The organism is Burkholderia sp. Ac-20345 (genome assembly GCF_017104825.1).
In the GTDB taxonomy this organism is placed as follows: Bacteria; Pseudomonadota; Gammaproteobacteria; order Burkholderiales; family Burkholderiaceae; genus Burkholderia; species Burkholderia lata_B.
On the sequence record NZ_JAAGPO010000457.1, the window covers coordinates 1 to 2,208 of the forward strand.

Below are 2,208 nucleotides of genomic sequence, written 5' to 3' on the forward strand. Positions count from 1 at the left end.
CCCGCCGCGCCTGCCACGCCCGCCACGCATCGCCGGCTGCACGACACGCTGCACGCGCTCGTCGGCCTGCGCCTGTCGCTGTATCCGGCCGCGGCCGGGCAGCCACCGCAGGCGCCGGACGGAGCACGCGCATGATCCCGCTTTCCCATCCGTCTTTCCGACCGCGACCATGATCGGCGAAATCGACATCTTCGGCGTATTCGTGCCGGCCCCGCTCGTGCTGATGCTGATCGCCTACCTGATCAACATCGTCGTGCGCGCCGTACTCGAGCGCGTCGGCTTCTACCGCCTCGTCTGGCACCGTTCGATCTTCGACCTCGGCATCTACGTGTTCGTATTTGCCGCCGTCGTGATCGTTTCCCACCATCTCGTGGCTACCTAACGTGAAAAAAACCTGGCTCTCGGCAGGGCAAATCCTGCTCACCCTGATCGTCGTCGTCGTGGCTGCCGTCGTGCTGTGGCGCACCGTCAACTACTACATGTTCTCGCCGTGGACCCGCGACGGTCACGTGCGCGCCGACGTGATCCAGGTCGCACCGGACGTGGCAGGCCTCATCACGTCGGTTCAGGTCGTCGACAACCAGGAGGTCAAGCGCGGCCAGGTGCTGTTCGTGATCGACCAGGCGCGCTACACGCTCGCGGAACGGCTCGCCGAAGCCACGCTCGCGCAGCGCCGCGCGACGCTCGCCCAGGCGAAGCGCGAATACGCGCGCAACCTGCAGCTCGGCAACCTGGTGGCGAGCGAACAGGTCGAGGAAAGCCGCACGCGTGTCGAACAGGGCGAAGCCGCCGTCGCCGATGCGCAGGTGTCGCTCGACACCGCGAAGCTGAACCTGCAGCGCACGACGATCGTGAGTCCCGTAGACGGCTACCTGAACGACCGCGCGCCGCGCGTCGGCGAATACGTGCCGGCCGGCCGCGCGCTGCTGTCGGTCGTCGACCGCAACTCGTTCCGCGTCGACGGCTACTTCGAGGAAACCAAGCTGCGCGGCATCCACATCGGCCAGCCGGTCGACATCATCGTGATGGGCGAGCCGCATGCGCTGCGCGGCCACGTACAGAGCATCGTCGCCGCGATCGAGGATCGCGACCGCACGCAGGGCGCGAACCTGCTGCCGAACGTGAACCCGGCATTCAGCTGGGTGCGGCTCGCACAGCGCGTGCCGGTGCGCGTTGTGCTCGACGAAGTGCCCGATGATTTCCGGATGATCGCGGGCCGCACCGCGACCGTCTCGATGCGCGAAGCCGACACGCGCCGCAACGAGAAGGCGAAGCCGGCAGCCGGCGCGAGCGCGGCGTCGATCGTCACGCCGGTATCGGCTGCTTCCGGCACGGCTGCCAGCGCAGCAGGAGCATCGCAATGAAGCGGCATGGTCTGCGCCTCGCCGCGACGCTCGCGCCGCTTGCGCTCGCACTCGGCGCGTGCAAGTCCGTCGGCCCCGATTACACGCTGCCGCAGCAGGCGTACGTGAATGCGCCGCTCGCGAACCACGCACTCGACGATGCGAACAACACGCTCGTGTCGCGCGACGCCGTGCCCGGCAACTGGTGGCAACTCTACGACGACCCCGTGCTCGACGCGCTCGTGCGCGATGCACTGAAGTCGAACACCGACCTGCGCGTGGCCGCGGCCAACCTCGCGCGCTCGCGCGCGGCGCTGGAAGTAGCGAGCCAGCAGGGCGGCTTCTCGGGCGGCGCGGAAGCCGCCGTGCAGCGCGCGCAGGAATCGGCCGAGCAATTCCTGCTCGAAAACAAGCTGCCGGTCGTCAACGAAGGCACGGTCGGCATCAACGTGTCGTACGAGATCGACCTGTTCGGCAAGCTGCGGCGCGGCGTCGAAGCCGCGCGCGCGGACAGCGAGGCCGTCAGGGCCGCCGGCGACCTGGCGCGCATCACGGTCGTTGCCGACGTCGTGCGCGCGTACGTCGAATCGTGTTCGGCCGGCGACGAGCTGGCCGTCGCGAAGCAGTCGCTCGCGCTGCAGCAGCAGCGCGTGAAGCTGTCGCAGCGGCTGCGCGATGCCGGGCGCGGCAACCAGACCGACGTGACGCGCGGCGTGACGCAGGTGCGCACCCTCGCCGCCGATATCCCGCGCTTCGAAGGCCGCCGCAAGGTCGCGCAATACCAGCTCGCCGCGCTGCTCGCGCGCTCGCCTGCCGATCTGCCGAAGGCCGTCGCCGAATGCGAGCACCTGCCGAAGCTGCGCCA

General features: G+C 69.1%; 3 protein-coding genes. All 3 read left to right on the forward strand.

The features are described from left to right. Positions 1-169: 169 nt before the first annotated feature. On the forward strand, positions 170-382 hold the full coding sequence (locus G3O06_RS47905; RefSeq protein ID WP_011350409.1) for a DUF1656 domain-containing protein: 213 nt from the start codon (positions 170-172) through the stop codon (positions 380-382). A gap of 1 nt (position 383) precedes the next feature. Further along, on the forward strand, positions 384-1,364 hold the full coding sequence (locus tag G3O06_RS47910; protein WP_205820347.1) for an HlyD family secretion protein: 981 nt from the start codon (positions 384-386) through the stop codon (positions 1,362-1,364). Beyond that, the coding region (locus G3O06_RS47915; RefSeq protein WP_205820348.1) for a TolC family protein at positions 1,361-2,208 on the forward strand (848 nt) is incomplete at its 3' end. The genes G3O06_RS47910 and G3O06_RS47915, both read left to right, overlap by 4 nt.

Excerpts from the sequence above, each read along its gene's own strand:
- G3O06_RS47905 (WP_011350409.1), top strand. The coding sequence starts at position 170 with ATGATCGGCGAAATCGACATCTTCGGCGTATTCGTGCCGGCCCCGCTC.